Annotated in this window: 13 protein-coding genes; 3 read left to right on the top strand and 10 right to left on the bottom strand. The window is 45.8% G+C overall.

From position 1 onward, the window contains the following. Positions 1–50 precede the first annotated feature (50 nt). The 6 genes from RG608_RS06535 to uvrA all read right to left on the bottom strand — a co-directional run bounded on the left by RG608_RS06535 (position 51) and on the right by uvrA (position 9492). Positions 51–3767 carry a pullulanase gene (locus tag RG608_RS06535; protein WP_308946744.1) on the bottom strand — a complete coding sequence of 1239 codons (3717 nt, stop codon included), beginning with the start codon at positions 3765–3767 and terminating at the stop codon, positions 51–53. Positions 3768–3992: 225 nt separating this feature from the next. After that, complete coding sequence (nusB, locus tag RG608_RS06530) at positions 3993–4424, bottom strand: transcription antitermination factor NusB (protein WP_002915907.1); 432 nt, start codon at positions 4422–4424, stop codon at positions 3993–3995. Beyond that, positions 4417–4806, bottom strand: coding sequence for an Asp23/Gls24 family envelope stress response protein (locus RG608_RS06525; RefSeq protein ID WP_002896484.1), 390 nt, complete (start codon positions 4804–4806; stop codon positions 4417–4419). The genes nusB and RG608_RS06525 overlap by 8 nt, the downstream gene beginning before the upstream one ends. Positions 4807–4825: 19 nt before the next feature. After that, positions 4826–5386, bottom strand: coding sequence for an elongation factor P (gene efp / locus RG608_RS06520; RefSeq protein ID WP_002896485.1), 561 nt, complete (start codon positions 5384–5386; stop codon positions 4826–4828). A 61-nt stretch (positions 5387–5447) separates the two neighbouring features. Then, positions 5448–6509 (bottom strand): Xaa-Pro peptidase family protein, encoded by a 1062-nt coding sequence (locus tag RG608_RS06515; protein WP_268686898.1) that lies wholly within the window; start codon positions 6507–6509, stop codon positions 5448–5450. Between the two features lie 151 nt (positions 6510–6660). Next, positions 6661–9492, bottom strand: coding sequence for an excinuclease ABC subunit UvrA (uvrA, locus tag RG608_RS06510; RefSeq protein WP_268686897.1), 2832 nt, complete (start codon positions 9490–9492; stop codon positions 6661–6663). Positions 9493–9620: 128 nt separating this feature from the next. Here uvrA and RG608_RS06505 point away from each other — a divergent pair, with 128 nt between their 5' ends. Both RG608_RS06505 and RG608_RS06500 read left to right on the top strand, forming a co-directional pair. Then, entirely contained in the window at positions 9621–10565 is a 945-nt protein-coding gene (locus tag RG608_RS06505; protein WP_268686896.1) for a magnesium transporter CorA family protein, read from the top strand. 18 nt (positions 10566–10583) lie between these two features. Next, positions 10584–11255 carry a DUF1129 family protein gene (locus RG608_RS06500; RefSeq protein ID WP_308946742.1) on the top strand — a complete coding sequence of 224 codons (672 nt, stop codon included), beginning with the start codon at positions 10584–10586 and terminating at the stop codon, positions 11253–11255. A gap of 112 nt (positions 11256–11367) precedes the next feature. Here RG608_RS06500 and rpsR read toward each other — a convergent pair whose 3' ends face one another. The 4 genes from rpsR to hutI all read right to left on the bottom strand — a co-directional run bounded on the left by rpsR (position 11368) and on the right by hutI (position 13884). Then, a complete protein-coding gene (rpsR, locus tag RG608_RS06495) occupies positions 11368–11607 on the bottom strand; it encodes a 30S ribosomal protein S18 (protein WP_268686894.1) in 240 nt (79 codons plus the stop codon). Positions 11608–11643: 36 nt separating this feature from the next. Beyond that, positions 11644–12138: a single-stranded DNA-binding protein gene (locus RG608_RS06490; RefSeq protein ID WP_002896496.1), complete on the bottom strand. Its 495-nt coding sequence runs from the start codon at positions 12136–12138 to the stop codon at positions 11644–11646. Between the two features lie 11 nt (positions 12139–12149). After that, on the bottom strand, positions 12150–12440 hold the full coding sequence (rpsF, locus tag RG608_RS06485) for a 30S ribosomal protein S6 (protein ID WP_002896497.1): 291 nt from the start codon (positions 12438–12440) through the stop codon (positions 12150–12152). A 178-nt stretch (positions 12441–12618) separates the two neighbouring features. Next, the gene (gene hutI / locus RG608_RS06480) at positions 12619–13884 is read right to left on the bottom strand and encodes an imidazolonepropionase (RefSeq protein ID WP_268686893.1); all 1266 of its coding nucleotides are present in this window, start codon (positions 13882–13884) and stop codon (positions 12619–12621) included. 199 nt (positions 13885–14083) lie between these two features. Between hutI and RG608_RS06475 the strand changes: the two genes are divergently transcribed. Continuing rightward, on the top strand, positions 14084–16114 hold the full coding sequence (locus RG608_RS06475; RefSeq protein ID WP_308946740.1) for a urocanate hydratase: 2031 nt from the start codon (positions 14084–14086) through the stop codon (positions 16112–16114). Positions 16115–16224: the final 110 nt, after the last annotated feature.

Raw genomic sequence — 16224 nt, 5'->3', positions numbered from 1 at the left:
TTTATTTAGCCATAGTCTAAAAAATTTCTCACAGGGCATTCATCAAATTATTACTCTTTCTTTCTAAAGGTTAACAGACCAGCCAGGAAAGCAAGGAAGCCGCCTAAAAGTGCCAGTAGGGAAGTGCTTGTTCCCGTTTTTGGCAAGGCTTGTTCTGTTTGGCTAGCCGCTTCTTTTACTGCTGAATCCTGAGGTTTTTGCCCATCCAAGGATAAAGCCTGAGGCTGAGTACTGGATACAGAAGGGACAGACCGCTGCTCTTCTTGGGCTACTGGAGCTTGAGATTTTTCTTCCTGAGTTGGGATACTTTTTCTAATTCTCAAAATAGTCGCTGTTAGCGGAGCCAGGGCTAAACCATTGCTGTTTCTGGTGACACCTGCCGGATCAGAAATGGCTGTCACTCCTGCCGTATTGCCATCTGCCACAATCTCTGCACCTGCTAGATGCTTGTAAGCTTCACCAAAGTTAAATTGTCGTTCCTTGGTGTCCGCATTGACAAAGACTGCATAAATATCGCCATTTGACGCAACCACTTGGTAGCCGAGAACAAGGTCTTCTTTCTCAACACCATCCTTGCCAGGTTGGGTGATGAGGGTTACATTTTGATCCACTTCTGCTTTGGAACTGCGAGTGAAGGCATCCGTTGATTTCCGCAGGGCAATTAAGCCCTTCATATAGGCACGACTCTTGGCATTTTCAGGGAACTTCTCCGAATCAGTCGCCTTAGTCCAGTCAAAGTGGTTGACCGCGTCGCTCGAATCATAAGAATCATGAATGAAATACGGATAGTCAAACGGAGTGCCGTCCTCATTGGTCAACAAATGCGCTTTATTAGGAACCTTGTCTTCTGAGACCGGATATTTATAGGCAGGATCACGGAATTGCTTGGTCCGGCCGTACTCTTGACCAGAGTGGATAAATGGTGTCCCTTGCGAAGTCAGAATCATCAGATTTCCCAGACGCAGGCGGCGATGAATCTCCTGATAATTGGCAGCTAGTGCCGGATCTTTCTTGATCGACTGGGCAATGATGTCAAAGAGCGTCAGATTATCATGGGCTGCGATGTACTGAATCACATCCCCTGGGCTATCCGCCTCAAAATTAGTTGGCTGCGCCTTGATGTTTTTGAAGACATTTTCTACACTGCGCTTGCCACCAGTGATAAAGGCTGGCGTTCCCTCATTTGGATAACCCGATTTCAAGGTGTTGCGAATGTCATCTGAGAAGACCGCTACCGTGTCTGTTGACTTCATCCAAGATTGGTCAGCAGGCTGGACAGCTTTATTTTCATCACCTGCATAAGTCTTCCAACCCTCACCCAGCATAATGAGATTTGGGTTAAGCTTCTTGGCTTCTTCAAAGGCTTTTTGGATGGACTCAGCATCGTGGTCTCCCATCATATCAAAGCGGAAACCATCTACCTTGTACTGCTCTGTCAGGTACTTGATCGAATCCACCAAGACCCGTCTGCTCATATAGTGAGTAGTACCCAAGCGGCCACCACCAAAGCTGGATCTCGGTGTCCCATCCGCATCCATAAAGTGGTAGTAATTGGGCTCCAAATCTTCAAAGATAGAGGTCTTAGCCGTATGATTATAGACCACATCCAGGATAACGCCCATTCCACGCTTATGAATTTCGTTGACAAGATTTTTGAATTCCTCAATGCGCTTGGCTGGATCTGTCGGCGCGCTGGAGTACATACCTGTCAGCGAGAAGTAGTTTTGCGGGTCATAGCCCCAGTTGTAGTTGCTGTTGCTGGAAGCATACTTGTCCATGCGCTCAGCATTTTTCAGCTCATTTACAAAGTAATAACTTAGAACTGGCAGGAGCTGAACGTGGGTCACCCCCAAGTCTTTCAAATAATCCAATTTCTCAATGAAAGCTGAGAAGGTTCCAAATTGAGATTTCAAATCTTTTGAAATAGCTGGATCTGAAGTAAAATCACGAACGTGCGCCTCATAAATCAAGGCATCTTCCCGCTTCTTAAAGTTCGGTATAGTAGCATAGGTTAAGTCTTTCGGTCCATATTCACTTGGATCTACAAAGGCTGCCTTGGCAATCTTGTAGGCATCCCCCTTGTCCGCATCTTCACTGTTCCAAGCAGCTAAAGACTTGGCATAAGGATCCAGCACAAGAACCTTTTTGCCGCCACGAGTAATTTCATAATGATAGAAATATCCACGATAGTCAGAAATTCCTAGACCGCTCTCAGGTGTCAAACTGCTGGTCCATGTACCCGACTCACCTTTCTGCATAGCCAGGCGTCCAATGACCTTGTTCTGATCTTCCTTGTCATAGACCACCAAATCAACTTGGTCTGCACTTGGTGACCAGAAAGTTAGGTCCACTTGTTTGCCCGCTTGAGAAACACGCGCTCCCAAATCACCATCATACTTGTAAATACTATCCTTCAGTTGCCAGTTCATGCTAGTTTTGAATTGATCATTGCCATATTTGATAAGATAAGGTGACTGAGCTTGGTTAAAATCACCAATGAATTTGGCACTTTTGGCCTTAGGATCCAGAACTACATCTTTAACAACGACTTCATTGCCATCTTTGTCTGTAATCTTTAAGTTCTTTAAAATGTCCTCTTTTTTAGCATTTTCTAAGGTAGAAAAGCTGGCTTCAATCTCGGTCAAGCCAATATGCTGGGCTCCCGTCATACGAATATCATTGACAAAATAAGGGTTAGTATAAACTGTCGGATCCGCATCACGCAAGAAAATCTGGCTGTTTTTCTCCAAATTAGCGAAATTATAATCCTGATTTTGAATCTTCACATCATCTCCTGATTTGCTCTCGTCTAAAAGCAAAAAGCCAATCATCTTAGCAGCATCTTTCAAAGAGACATCTACATAGCGACCGTATTTGCCAGTATTTTCAAAATCCACTCCGTCAGGCCAATTCTTGCTTGGGTTTTGGACATCTCCCCAGAGCCAGAGCGACTTCTTATCATACTGGCCATCTGTACGATAGTAGTTGATCCGTACCACCCCTTTTTTCAAAGGTTCATAAGTATGAGGGTTATAGTCCGTGTCAAACCAAACCTCATTCATCTGAGGACTGAGCAGTTCAACTGTCTTGTCACCCGTAATATTTTGACCTGCTGTATTATTGATTAGAAGGCTGATCTTGCTTCGTTTTTCGGCCATCTTGACATCAAGATAATAGCCGTAGTCGTCTTCTTTAGCAGTCGCAAAACTAGTCGCTCCAGTCGGCCAACCTCCCTTTTGGCTAGAAGGCGTCTCAACATCATCCCAAGTCCACAAGCCCAAACTGTCTAGATTTTGTGACGGCAAGGTTTTGAAATGAAAGCGAATATTGCCTTCTTCGATAGCATCTTTCGCGGAAGTATCTGATACGGCTGGTTGGTTACTTGCTTCTTGCTTCTCTTTTTCAGCGGGAGTAGCGGTTTCCTTTGCACCTTGACCAGCTGCTTCCGAACCTGCACTAGCTGGAGCTTGATCTGCTTGAACACCAGTTGGAGCCGCCTGCTCTGAAGCCCCCGCTCCTGAACTATCTGCCTCTCCAGTTTTTTCTTCATCTGCTGACTTAGGTTGGGCTGCTGCATTTGCATCAGAGACTGCTTCTGTTGCTGGGCTGGTAGCTGTGCTCGCCTCATCCGCTTGGACTAGCTGGGCATTTCCCAGTAGGAATCCTGATGCAATGACAACAGAGGCTACTCCTACTTTTAAGCGACGGATGCCGAAATAATGACGCTTTTCGCCCATCCGAGACTGTAGGTGATAGTTATTTTTCATAAACAGAAAACTCCTTTATTTTTTTCTTATAGAGAACATCTATGCAAACGTTTTCTGTATTTATTATACCGATTCTTTTTAAACTTGTAAAGGCTTTCAAGAAGAGTTTTTTTCACTCAGATATTTCATGCTCTTTGTGCGGATTTTGATGATTCGATAAGCTATTTGCGATTCAAACGACAATTGACAAGCAAAAAGGCCAAGACACTTGTCTCGACCTTCATTTTATTCAACGATAAATTGACTCAAAATCCCATTAATGAACTTACTGGACTTTTCGTCAGAGAATTGCTTGGAAAGCTCAATGGCTTCGTTGACCGCTACCAGCTGCGGGGTGTCAAACTCTGTAATCTCAAAGATACCCAGACGCAGGATGTTTTTTTCGACCAGCGTCAGACGATCCACTGTCCAGCCCTTTTTGAGGTGCTGGGCAATTTTCTTGTCCAAGTCGTCCTTGGACTGGACTACCCCAGAGACCAGATTGAGCAAGAAGGCTGGAATATCAGCTTCCGCCGCTTTGTCTGCCTCTTCGTCCTTATCATACGAATAGGCAAATCTGCAAGCCTCCACAAGATCCCCCTCATACTCTAGGCTCATCAGGGCCTGAAAAGCCCGCTGGCGCAGACCTCTTCTGGATTCCAACAGTATATCAGTCATTGAGGAAGTCCTCATCAAATAGATCTTTCAAGTCTGGCTTCGGTGCCTTTTCTGGAACAATACCTGCCACATGGATATTGACAGCAGATAGTTCTACCTCAGCCATATCAAAAACAGCGCTTTTTACAGCCTTCTGAATCGCTACTGCAACAGTCGGAACGCTGACACCGTATTCCAAATACAGATAGATGTCTACAGTCACATCACCTGTCTCATCTGTATGGAGCGATACTCCCCGACCGAGTGAGCGCATAGAAAGACTGTCTGACATACTCTTATTTGCGAAGGAATAAACACCTTCTACCTTTGCCGTTGCAATGGCAATGATTTTTTCCAAAACACGTGGCGCAATGACGATTTCACCTAATTGTTCAGCTGCCATAGTTATTACCTCTTCTATATTATGCGCGAGAAACGTAAGTTCCTTCTGCAGTGTTGATGATTAATTTTTGTCCAACTTCGATGAAGTCTGGTACGTTGACAACAAGACCTGTCTCAAGTGTTGCTGGCTTACCAGATCCGGTAACAGTAGCTCCCTTGATAGACGGCTGAGTATCTGTCACGACCAATTCAACTGTTGTCGGTACTGTCACACCAATCACTTCTGTTCCGTAGAACTGGATTTTCACATCAGAGTTTTCAAGGATAAATTTCAATTCTTCTTCTACATTGACTACTGGAATTTCATATTGGTCATAAGTCTCAGTATTCATGAAATAAGCAGTGTCATCCATTTGGTACAAGTATTGAGCTGGAACAGTTTCAATAATGGCTTGTTCAAATTTTTCTTCTGGACGGTAGCTGGTATCAAAGGTAGAGCCAGTACGAACATCGCGCAGCTTCATACGCATAATCGTATTTCCCTTACCTGGTTTGTGGTGACTCGCTTCCAAAACGCGGATGAGTTTCCCATCAGCTGTTTCGAAAGTCATTCCAGCTTTCAGCTTACTTGCTTCAATCATTCTATATTACCTCTTTTTAAAATTATATTTCTACTTATTCTATCATAAAGCCTGATAATTCTCAAATAACAATCAACTCTTTCGGCGCAAGAGTTAGGACTTCGCAGCCTGTTTCTGTGATGAGGAGATCGTCTTCGATGCGGACGCCGTATTTGCCGTCCAGATAAATACCCGGCTCATCAGTCAAGACCATGCCCGCCTCAATCGGCTCTTCTGACTTGCCGAAGTAAGGAATCTCATGGATGTCCAGGCCGATACCGTGACCAATCCCATGGCTAAAGTAAGGACCGTAGCCAGCATCGTTAATAATCTGGCGCGGAATCCGGTCAAAATCAATTTGGCTAAGCCCAGCCTTGGCTGCTTCTATCAGGGCTTGATTGCTGCGCAGAACAATATCATAAATCTCCCGCTCCTCGTCCGTCACCTGTCCCACATGAACAGTCCGCGTCATATCACTGACATAGTGATTGTAGTAGCAGCCAAAGTCCATGGTCAGGGTTTCCCCTTTTTGAATGACCTTGTCACTAGCCACGCCATGTGGCATAGCAGAGCGGTAGCCCGAAGCAATGATGAAGTCAAAAGAGGCTCCTGAAGCACCTAGCTGCCGCATACGGGCATCTAAAAAGTTCATAACAGCCAGCTCTGTCGTCTCACCAGGCTTGATAAAATCCAGTACATCTAGGAAGGCTTGATCCGAAATCTGACAGGCCTTGCGAATGGTCGCGATTTCTTGCTCATCTTTAATCATGCGCAGATTTTCAATAAAGGCTGTCATGGGAACCAGCTCGTAGGCCGAGAAGACACTTTCCAGCATCTTGAAGTAGGCATAGGAAATCTCGTCATCAAAACCGATTTTTTGCAACTTGTCATCTGCAATAATCTTGACAATCTCCCCAATCGCGTCGCGTGTTTCGACAATATCAAAACCTTGGACTACTCCCTTGGCAATCAGCGTATAGCGCGCATCCGTCAGGAAAATCCGACGATTCTTGCTGATGAAAACTGTCGCTTCCGTCCCGCTGAAACCAGTCAGATAGTAAATATTTTTCAGATTGGTTACTAAAACAGCGTCGCATTCTGTCTGAGCCAATGCTGCTTCAAACTTTTCAACTCTTGATAACATGAGCCACCTCCATGAAATAACTAAGCTTATTATATCAAAAAACCAGTCAAATAGGATATTTTTTTACAAGCCCTATCTAAGACTTAAATCTGACCAGCATTCTCCGACACGAAAAATCCCTGTTTTTAATATCTAACAGGGATTTGATGTATTATTTCACATGCAGCTTGCCTTTCAAATATTGGCCGGTATAGCTGGCTGGATTAGCTGCGACTTCTTCAGGCGTACCCGTCGCAATAATCGTACCACCACCGACACCGCCTTCTGGTCCTAAGTCGATGATATGGTCAGCTGTCTTGATAACATCCAGATTGTGCTCGATAACGAGTACTGTATTGCCATCGTCCACAAATCGTGATAGCACTTGAAGGAGCTTGGCAATGTCTTCAGAATGCAGACCCGTGGTCGGCTCATCCAGGATATAGAAGGACTTTCCAGTCGAGCGCTTGTGAAGTTCGCTGGCTAGCTTCATCCGCTGGGCTTCACCACCTGACAAAGTGGTGGCTGGCTGCCCCAGAGTCACATAGCCCAGCCCTACGTCCTTGATAGTCTGGAGTTTGCGGGCAATCTTGGGAATATGCTGGAAGAATTCTACCGCATCATTGACCGTCATGTCCAGAACCTGAGCGATATTCTTCTCCTTGTAATGAACCTCTAAAGTCTCGCTATTATAGCGAGTCCCGTGGCAGACCTCGCAGGCCACATAGACGTCAGGTAGGAAGTGCATTTCAATCTTGATAATTCCATCACCCGAGCAGGCCTCACAGCGACCGCCCTTGACATTAAAGCTGAAACGGCCCTTCTTGTAGCCGCGAATCTTGGCTTCATTGGTCTTGGCAAAGAGATCGCGAATATCGTCAAAGACTCCAGTATAAGTAGCCGGATTAGAGCGCGGTGTCCTACCAATCGGACTTTGGTCAATATCAATCAGTCGATCCACATGCTCAATGCCGCTGATTTTCTTGAACTTACCTGGCTTGGCAGAATTGCGGTTGAGTTTTTGGGCGATGGCCTTTTTAAGGATAGAGTTGACCAGCGTTGACTTACCAGACCCAGAAACTCCTGTCACAGCAATGAATTTACCCAAGGGGAATCTAGCTGTGATATTCTGCAGATTATTTTCCTGAGCCCCTGTCACTTCAATAAAGCGGCCATTGCCTACACGGCGTTCCAATGGTACTGGGATTTCCCGCTTACCTGACAAGTATTGGCCTGTGATAGATTTCTTACTCTTAGCTACTTGCGAAGGAGTGCCGGCTGCGACGATTTCACCGCCGAAAACACCGGCTCCTGGTCCCACATCAATCAGCCAGTCAGCCTCCCGCATGGTGTCCTCATCGTGCTCAACTACGATGAGGGTATTCCCCAGGTCACGCATCTTCTTAAGGCTGGCAATCAGGCGGTCATTGTCACGCTGGTGCAAGCCAATAGAGGGCTCGTCCAGGATATAGAGGACTCCGCTAAGGTTTGAACCAATCTGGGTCGCCAAGCGAATCCGCTGGCTTTCTCCTCCTGATAGAGTCCCAGCCGAGCGAGACAAAGTCAGGTAATTAAGGCCAACGTTATTAAGGAAGGTCAGGCGATCATGAATTTCTTTGAGAATAGGGCGTGCGATAGTAGCTTCATTATCAGTCAAGTTTAGCTTGTCCAACTGAAGCAAATGATCTGCAATGGACAAGTCTGAAATCTCACCGATATGCAAGCCATCTTCGCCGCCAACCTTGACAGAAAGAGCCTGAGGACTGAGTCGATAGCCCTGACAAGCTGCACAGGTCAGCTCGTTCATATAAGCCCGCATCTGCGTCCGAGTAAAATCACTATTAGTCTCGTGGTAGCGGCGGTTGATATTGGTGACAACCCCCTCAAAAGGAATGTCGATATCGCGCACGCCGCCAAACTCATTTTCATAGTGGAAATGGAACTCCCGCCCATCTGAGCCAAAGAAAATCAGCTGTTTTTCTTCCTCAGTCAGCTCCTCGAAAGGCTTGTCCATATCAATACCAAAGGCTGCCATCGCCTGCTCTAGCATCTGCGGATAGTAGTTGGAGGAGATGGGATTCCAAGGCGCTAGCGCTCCTTCGCGCAAGGTCTTGCCAGCTTCTGGCACAACCACATCTAGATCCACCTCCAGCTTAACCCCCAGACCATCACAGTCCGGACAGGAGCCAAAAGGCGCATTGAAAGAAAAGAGGCGTGGCTCCAGTTCTGGGACTGTAAAACCACAAACTGGACAGGCATAATGCTCAGAAAAGAGCAGCTCTTGACCGTCCATGGTGTCAATAATCACATAGCCCTCAGCAATCCGCAAAGCTGCTTCGACCGAGTCAAAGAGACGGCTACGCACCCCTTCCTTGATGACAATTCTGTCCACTACAACTTCAATATCATGCTGCTTGCTCTTGGATAGCTCTGGCACTTCCGTCACATCGTAAATGTCACCATCCACGCGCACACGGACATAACCGTCCTTCTGAATCTTATCAAAAACGGTCTTATGCTGACCCTTTTTCTTGCGGATGACTGGTGCTAAAATCTGCAACCGCTGACGCTCTGGCAATTCCAAGACCTTGTCAACAATCTGCTCAACAGATGAAGCCGTAATAGCGCCGTGACCGTTGATACAGTATGGCGTCCCAACACGAGCATAGAGCAGGCGCAGGTAGTCGTTGATTTCAGTAGCAGTTCCCACTGTTGAGCGCGGATTTTTACTAGTCGTTTTCTGGTCGATGGAAATAGCTGGGCTGAGACCATCAATCGAGTCCACATCCGGCTTTTCCATATTGCCCAAAAACTGCCGGGCATAGGCCGACAGACTCTCCACATAGCGGCGCTGCCCTTCAGCATAGAGGGTATCAAAAGCCAAACTGGACTTGCCCGAACCCGACAGACCGGTCACCACGACTAGCTTGTCCCGCGGAATTTCTACATCAATATTTTTTAAATTATGAGCTCGCGCTCCATGAATCACAATTTTATCTTGCATTTTGACCTCGTTTCACTTATAAACCTTCTCCATTATAACAAATTTTTCTGCAAACTTTTGCCCCAAAAACCCGAATTTGTAGTATAATAGTACGGTATGCAAAAAACACTCTGGAAAGGAAAATGATTATGAAGCAAGTCTTTTTATCAACTACGACAGAATTCAAAGAGATTGATTCGCTCGAATCAGGCACTTGGATTAATCTTGTCAATCCTTCCCAGAGTGAATCAATCGAAATCGCCAACGCCTTTGGTATTGACATCGCAGACCTGCGAGCACCGCTCGATGCGGAAGAAATGTCCCGGGTTACGATCGAGGATGAGTACACGCTGATCATCGTTGACGTGCCCATCACAGAGGAGCGGAATAACCAGACATACTATGTCACGATTCCCCTTGGTATTATCATCACGGAAGAGGCTATTATCACCACTTGTTTGGAGAAATTGCCTCTGCTAGATGTCTTCATTCACCGGCGCTTGCGCAACTTCTATACTTTTATGAAGTCACGTTTTATCTTTCAGATTCTCTACCGCAATGCTGAGCTATATCTGACAGCCCTGCGCTCCATTGAACGCAAGAGTGAGCAGATTGAAAACCAGCTGCACAAGTCCACGCGAAATGAAGAACTGATTGAGCTTATGGAGTTGGAAAAGACCATCGTCTATTTCAAGGCCTCCCTTAAGACAAATGAGCGCGTGATTAAGAAGTTGACCAGCTCCACCAGCAATATCAAGAAATATCTGGAAGACGAGGACTTGCTGGAAGATACCTTGATTGAGACCCAGCAGGCCATTGAGATGGCTGATATCTACGGCAACATCCTCCACAGTATGACAGAGACCTTTGCCTCCATCATTTCTAATAACCAGAACAATATCATGAAAGCCTTGGCTCTGGTGACCATCGTCATGTCGATTCCGACCATGATTTTCTCGGCCTATGGGATGAACTTCAAAAATAACGAATTGCCTCTCAACGGTGAACCACATGCCTTCTGGATTATCATGTTCATCGCCTTTGCCATGAGTGCTTCGGTCATGGCCTATCTCATGCACAAAAAACTATTTTAACCTTTAGAAAGAAGACCTATGTCACAAGTATCCCTCGACAAACTCAGCAAAAAAAACAAAGAATTTATCCATATCGCGACTAACCAGCTCTTACAAGACGGCAAATCCGATCAGGAAATCCAGACTATCTTAGAAGGCATTCTGCCAGAAATCCTGGAAAACCAAACCAAGGGTATCACAGCCCGCGGCCTCTACGGAGCCCCAACTACTTGGGCAGCTTCTCTGACTGCAAAAGATCGCTATGATGCCGAACATCCAAAAGAAAATGACGATCCTAAATGGATGATGCTGGACTCCGTCCTCTTTATCTTTGGTTTCTTTACCCTCCTGACCTCTATCGTCAATCTGGCTTCCTCTCAGCCATCTGTCTATGGACTGACGACTCTCGTACTCGGAAGCATCGTCGGCGGCCTTTCTTTCTATGCTCTCTACCACTTTATCTACCGTTTCTACGGACCAGATAAGGACCGTAGCCAGCGCCCTAAACTGCTCAAGTCTATCCTTACCATGGCAGCGGCTATTCTCCTCTGGAGCATGTCCATCGTCCTGACTAGTCTCCTACCTGAATTCCTCAATCCCCGCCTGTCCAATATCGTAGTTGCTATTGTCGGCGCTATTACCCTAACCCTGCGCTTCTATCTCAAAAAACGCTTCAACATCAAGAGCGCGACTATGGGGCCTACGAGATAAGAAATCTTTAAATTTAATAAATTATAAAAAAGACAGTCCTGATGAACTGTCTTTTTAGTTTTCTATTCTTCTATTATCTATCTAAAAAACCCTGCCAAGGCAGGGAACCTAATTAGTCTTCATTTACGAAAGGCATCAAAGCCATTACGCGAGCGCGTTTGACAGCTGTTGTTACTTTACGTTGGTTTTTAGCTGAAGTTCCTGTTACGCGACGAGGAAGAATTTTCCCACGTTCTGAAACGAAACGGCTAAGAAGCTCAGTATCTTTGTAATCAACATATTCAATTTTGTTCGCTGCGATGTAATCAACTTTTTTACGGCGTTTGAATCCGCCACGACGTTGTTGAGCCATGTGTTTTCTCCTTTATATTATAGTTAGATTCGATCCTTAGAAAGGTAGATCGTCGTCTGAGATATCCATTGGGTTTGAATTGCCAAATGGACTCTCATCACGAGAAAAGTTCGGTACTTGGTTAGACGAGTCTGCACTGCCATAACTTGGAGCAGAGCTGCCGCCAAAGCTGTTCCCACCGTATCCGCCAGATGACTGACCTTCACGATTAGAGCGGCTTTCCAAGAGTTGGAAATTGTCCGCAACAACTTCTGTGACATAGACACGCTGGCCTTGCTGATTCTCATAGTTACGCGTTTGAATACGACCTGTAATTCCGATTAGGGCTCCTTTTTTAGCCCAGTTTGCAAGATTTTCTGCCTGCTGGCGCCAGATGACAACATTGATAAAGTCTGCTTCTCGCTCGCCACTTTGATTTTTAAAGTTGCGATTGACAGCCAGAGTAAATGTTGCGACCGCTTGATTCTGCGGAGTATAGCGAAGCTCGGCATCACGGGTCATGCGACCCACCAGTACAACGTTATTAATCATAGTCTACCTTCTTAAGCGTCAAGTTTGACGATCATGTGACGAAGAATGTCAGCGTTGATTTTTGAAAGACGGTCAAACTCTTTAAGAGCTGCATCGTCATTTGCTTCAACGTTAACGATGTGGTAAAGTCCTTCACGGAAATCTTGGATTTCGTATGCAAGACGACGTTTTTCCCAGTCTTTTGATTCAACAACAGTTGCACCATTGTCAGTCAAGATAGAGTCAAAGCGTGCTACCAAAGCGTTTTTAGCTTCTTCTTCAATGTTTGGACGAATAATATAAAGAATTTCGTATTTAGCCATTGATTTTTCCTCCTTTTGGTCTAATGACCCCGAGACTTTGCAAGGGGTAAGTGAGGTTTGCTCACAAATAACTATTATAGCAGACTTGCGGCAGAATGGCAAGGGAAAGTTTTGATATAAAGAAAACTCTCCCTGTCACCAGAGAGAGTCCGAAAAATACGATTCGTTTTTAGAGAACCTAGACAATTCTTCCTTGATCAACGACTAGTTTTCCAGCCTTGTAAACCTGATAGGTCAGGTTGGTCGCAAAGAAATAAAGTGGATAGTCAATATTCTTAGCGTCTAGGATGGTAATGTCAGCCTGCTTGCCAGTGTCAAAGCTGCCAATCTTATCTTGACGGTTAACTGAGTAGGCCGCATTGATGGTTACAGCGTTAAGAACTTCCACTGGCGTCAGACGCATCATAAAGCAGCCCAGCTGCATAACGAACTGCAGGTTAGCAGTTGGACAAGAGCCTGGATTGCTGTCAGTAGTCAGAGTGATAGCCATACCAGCTTCCAGCATCTTGCGGGCTGGTGCATAGGTATCTTCCATCAGACTGAAGGTAGTTGCTGGCAGGAGATTGCCGATAACCTTGGCTTCTGCCATCTTGCGAATGCCCTCATCGGTCGCTACCATCAAGTGCTCTGCACTAGTTGCTCCTAGTTCAGCTGCTACATCTACTCCACCGATAGACTCGATTTCATCAGCATGGATACGAAGCATGAAGCCCATTTCCTTAGCCTTAGAAAGCAGGTAGCGCGACTCGTCAGCTGTAAAGACGCCTTTTTCACAGAAAATATCACAGAATTCAGCTAGATTCTCTGCCTTTACCCGAGGCAGCATTTCCTCGACGATGAGCTCCAGATATTCCTGAGAGCGTCCCTTGTATTCTGGTGGAACGGCGTGGGCAGCCATAAAGGTAGAAACGAGGTCAATCTCGTGGTCACGGTCCAGAGCTCCAACGACATCCAGCTGACGCTTCTCCGTTTCCCAGTCCAGACCATAGCCACTCTTGGCCTCAACAGTCGTCACCCCATGTAGCAGCATATAGTCCAGCAGTCTCTTAGACTTATCATAGAGAGTGTCAAAAGAAGCTTCTCGCGTCGCGCGAACTGTACTGAGAATACCGCCACCTTGGGCAAGAATTTCCAGATAAGGGACACCTGCTAATTTCTTAGCAAATTCATGCTCCCGACTGCCGCCGTAGACCAAGTGAGTATGGCAGTCGATCAAGCCAGGCGTAGCAATCTTGCCCTCATAAGACTGAATCTTAGTATCTGGTCCAATCAGACTGGCGTCCGGCTCTCCGCTGCCAACCGCTAGGATTTTACCGTCTTTGACTGCAATGTAGCCGTCTTCCAAAACCTGAGCTTCCTTCATCTCCTCACCAAAAAGTGGATGACCGAGATCCTTGGGACAGAAGACTTGATTAAAGTGAGTTAATAGTAAATCAGCAGTCATGCTTGTTCCTCCATTTCATTTTCCGACATATTTGCTTTTCATCATAATACACTATCGTCAAATTATAGTCAAAAGCTTGTAAAAGATAGGAGTCCCGCTTTTTTTACTGTTTTTGTCATTTTCTTGACTCTTTATGGACGGGAGTCTTATAGAATGTAGGAGAAAGATATTTTACACTTGACTAAAAGGAGGATTTTTCATGTCATACTTTAGCGAAAATGAAATTGCAGCAGCAATGACCGTCAAATTAGACGATGTACTACCTGAAAAAACAATTTTCCAAGAAGGCATCCGTCGAGCACCTGACCGGGGCTTCCGTTTGACTCAAGCTCAAACCGAAATTGCTCTTAAAAATGCCCTTCGCTATATTCCAAAGAGATTCCATGAGGAAGTGATTCCAGAATTTCTGGAAGAACTGAAAACTCGCGGACGGATTTATGGCTACCGCTGGCGTCCAAAAGAACGCATCTACGGCAAACCAATTGACGAGTACAAAGGGAACTGTACTGCAGCCAAAGCTATGCAGGTCATGATCGACAACAACCTGAGCTTTGAAATCGCTCTTTATCCTTATGAATTGGTTACTTATGGGGAAACTGGATCTGTCTGCGCCAACTGGATGCAGTACAACCTCATCAAGAAATACTTGGAAATCATGACCGACCATCAAACCTTGGTCGTGGAATCTGGCCATCCACTTGGACTTTTCAAATCTAAACCAGAAGCACCTCGTGTTATCATCACCAATGGCCTCTTGGTCGGTGAATATGACAATATGAAGGACTGGGAAATTGCGGAAGAAATGGGCGTGACCAACTATGGTCAAATGACAGCCGGCGGCTGGATGTACATTGGCCCTCAAGGTATCGTCCATGGTACTTTCAACACCCTCCTCAATGCTGGACGCTTGAAACTGGGTGTAGCTGATGATGGCGATCTGACTAGCAAACTCTTCATCTCTTCTGGTCTGGGCGGCATGAGTGGAGCTCAAGGGAAAGCAGCCGAAATTGCTAAAGCTGTAGCAATCGTGGCAGAAGTAGACTATTCTCGGATTGAAACTCGTCACTCCCAAGGCTGGATTAGCCAATTAGCCGAAAGTCCAAAAGAAGCAATTGACTTAGCTCAAAAAGCTCTGGAAGCTGGCGAATCAACTTCTATCGCCTATCATGGTAACATCGTAGATCTCCTAGAATATGTCAACGAGAACAATATCCATGTTGATTTGCTGTCTGACCAAACTTCTTGCCACAATGTCTATGACGGCGGCTACTGTCCAGCTGGCATCAGCTTTGAAGAGCGTACTCGCCTCCTGGCTGAAGACAAAGAAACCTTTGCTAAGTTGGTTGACGAAACCTTGGAACGTCACTTCAAGGCAATCAAGACCTTGACTAACAATGGCACCTACTTCTTTGACTACGGAAATGCCTTTATGAAGGCAGTCTATGACTCTGGCATCAAGGAAATTTCTAAGAACGGCTTTGACGACAAAGACGGCTTCATCTGGCCATCTTATGTAGAAGATATCATGGGGCCTATGCTCTTTGACTATGGTTATGGTCCTTTCCGTTGGGTATGTCTGAGCGGTAAGCACGAAGACCTAGTCGCTACTGACCACGCAGCTATGGAAGTAATAGACCCTAACCGCCGCTATCAAGACCGCGACAACTACAACTGGATTCGCGATGCAGAAAAGAACCAGTTGGTTGTTGGAACGCAGGCTCGAATCCTCTACCAAGACTGTATGGGCCGTGTCAATATTGCTCTCAAGTTCAATGAATTAGTACGCGAAGGCAAGATTGGTCCTGTCATGATCGGCCGTGACCACCACGACGTATCTGGTACGGACTCTCCATTCCGTGAAACTTCTAATATCAAGGACGGTTCTAATGTAACCTGCGACATGGCTGTGCAATGTTACGCTGGTAACGCAGCTCGTGGTATGAGTCTGGTAGCTCTCCACAACGGTGGCGGAACTGGTATCGGTAAAGCAATCAACGGTGGCTTTGACTTAGTATTAGACGGTAGTGAACGTATTGATGAAATCATCAAATCTGCTATCGCTTGGGATACAATCGGCGGAGTTGCACGTCGTAACTGGGCTCGCAATGAGCATGCTATTGAGACAGCTATCGAGTACAACCGCCTCCACCAAGGCACAGACCACATTACCATTCCATACTTAACTGACGAAGATTTGGTCAAAGAATCTGTTAAAAAGTTGTTCGAATAGGAAAAAATTCCCCCAACTTCTGACCTGAGCTGGGTATCAACCTGGCTCAGGAGGAGGTTCTGCTTTATTAAGTTCATATTATAAATTAAAATTATTGATATCACGAGGTA

This window comes from Streptococcus sp. IsoGale022 (genome assembly GCF_031142805.1).
GTDB classification, from domain to species: domain Bacteria; phylum Bacillota; class Bacilli; order Lactobacillales; family Streptococcaceae; genus Streptococcus; species Streptococcus sanguinis_A.
Note: the sequence above shows the minus strand (reverse complement) of the source record. Positions and strands in the feature narration are given on the sequence as shown.

Coding starts and splice junctions, on each gene's coding strand:
- RG608_RS06535 (WP_308946744.1), bottom strand. CDS start 3,767: ATGAAAAATAACTATCACCTACAGTCTCGGATGGGCGAAAAGCGTCAT.
- nusB (WP_002915907.1), bottom strand. CDS start 4,424: ATGACTGATATACTGTTGGAATCCAGAAGAGGTCTGCGCCAGCGGGCT.
- RG608_RS06525 (WP_002896484.1), bottom strand. CDS start 4,806: ATGGCAGCTGAACAATTAGGTGAAATCGTCATTGCGCCACGTGTTTTG.
- efp (WP_002896485.1), bottom strand. CDS start 5,386: ATGATTGAAGCAAGTAAGCTGAAAGCTGGAATGACTTTCGAAACAGCT.
- RG608_RS06515 (WP_268686898.1), bottom strand. CDS start 6,509: ATGTTATCAAGAGTTGAAAAGTTTGAAGCAGCATTGGCTCAGACAGAA.
- uvrA (WP_268686897.1), bottom strand. CDS start 9,492: ATGCAAGATAAAATTGTGATTCATGGAGCGCGAGCTCATAATTTAAAA.
- RG608_RS06505 (WP_268686896.1), top strand. CDS start 9,621: ATGAAGCAAGTCTTTTTATCAACTACGACAGAATTCAAAGAGATTGAT.
- RG608_RS06500 (WP_308946742.1), top strand. CDS start 10,584: ATGTCACAAGTATCCCTCGACAAACTCAGCAAAAAAAACAAAGAATTT.
- rpsR (WP_268686894.1), bottom strand. CDS start 11,607: ATGGCTCAACAACGTCGTGGCGGATTCAAACGCCGTAAAAAAGTTGAT.
- RG608_RS06490 (WP_002896496.1), bottom strand. CDS start 12,138: ATGATTAATAACGTTGTACTGGTGGGTCGCATGACCCGTGATGCCGAG.
- rpsF (WP_002896497.1), bottom strand. CDS start 12,440: ATGGCTAAATACGAAATTCTTTATATTATTCGTCCAAACATTGAAGAA.
- hutI (WP_268686893.1), bottom strand. CDS start 13,884: ATGACTGCTGATTTACTATTAACTCACTTTAATCAAGTCTTCTGTCCC.
- RG608_RS06475 (WP_308946740.1), top strand. CDS start 14,084: ATGTCATACTTTAGCGAAAATGAAATTGCAGCAGCAATGACCGTCAAA.